The sequence below is a fragment of the Bradyrhizobium vignae genome, from assembly GCF_004114425.1.
GTDB lineage: Bacteria > Pseudomonadota > Alphaproteobacteria > Rhizobiales > Xanthobacteraceae > Bradyrhizobium > Bradyrhizobium vignae.
This window is the reverse complement of the sequence record NZ_RDQF01000146.1, coordinates 1-1,215: the sequence shown is the minus strand read 5'-3', so window position 1 is coordinate 1,215 and position 1,215 is coordinate 1. Positions and strand designations below refer to the sequence as shown.

1 protein-coding gene is annotated in these 1,215 nt (G+C 65.1%); it reads left to right on the top strand.

Features of this window, described 5'->3' with window-relative positions; all coding sequences use genetic code 11:
- On the top strand, nt 1–1,215 hold a 1,215-nt coding region (locus tag EAV90_RS39155; protein WP_129146478.1), incomplete at both ends, for an MFS transporter.

Genomic DNA, 1,215 nt, shown 5'->3' with positions numbered 1-1,215 from the left:
CCTCGACCATCCGCGCCATCTCCTGGCGCCTGATTCCGTTCCTGGTGCTGGCCTACTTCTTCTCCTATCTCGACCGCGTCAATCTCGGCTTCGCCGCGCTGACCATGAACGCCGAGCTGAAATTCACGCCGCTGATCTTCTCCTGGGGCGCCGGCATCTTCTTCATCGGCTATTTCATCTTCGAGGTGCCGAGCAACCTCGCGCTGGAAAGATTCGGCGCGAGCCGCTGGATCGCCCGCATCATGGTGACCTGGGGCATCATCTCGGCGCTGATGGCGGTGGTGAGCGGCGTCACCAGCTTCTACGTGCTGCGCTTCCTGCTCGGCGTCGCCGAGGCCGGCTTCTTCCCCGGCATCATCCTCTATCTCACTTATTGGTACCCGGCCGAATATCGCGCCCGCTTCCTCGCGGCCTTCGCCATCGCGGTGCCGGTCTCGACCGTGATCGGCGCGCCGATCTCGGGCCTCTTGCTCGGGCTCGACGGCATGATGGGGCTGAAGGGCTGGCAGTGGCTGTTCATCATCGAGGGCATCCCCTCGGTGCTGCTCGGCATCGTCACCTGGTTCTATCTCACCGACAAGCCGGAGAAGGCGGACTGGCTCTCTTCCGAGCAGAAGGCCTGGCTCAAGGCGAAGCTCGATGCCGAGATCGCCATCAAGCAGGCCGTGAAGCATCCCTCGCTGGGCGAAGCCTTGTCCTCGCCGAAGGTGATCGCGCTCAGCCTGATCTATTTCGGCTTTGTCGGTGCGCTCTATGGCATGCAGTTCTGGCTGCCGCAGATCGTCAAGGCGTTCGGCCTCACCAACGCGCAGACCGGCTTCGTCACCGCGATTCCCTATCTGTTCGGCACCATCGCCATGATCCTGTGGGCGCGGCATTCGGATGCGAGCCGCGAGCGCGTCATGCATGTCGGCGCCCCGCTGCTGCTCACCGCCGTCGCGCTCGGCGTCTCCTCCTATCTCACCGATCCCACCCTCACGACGGTGGTGCTGACGGTGGCCGCGGTCGGCGTGTTCTGCTGCTTCGGCGTGTTCTGGACCCTGCCGACCTCCTGGCTCTCCGGCACGGCGGCGGCCGGCGCCATCGCCCTGATCAACTCGATCGGCAATCTCGCCGGCTTCGGCGGTCCCTATCTGATCGGCTGGGTCAAGGAGGCCACCGGCCAGACCTCGACCGGCCTCCTGGTGCTCGCGGTGCTGCCGTTGATCGCCGGGA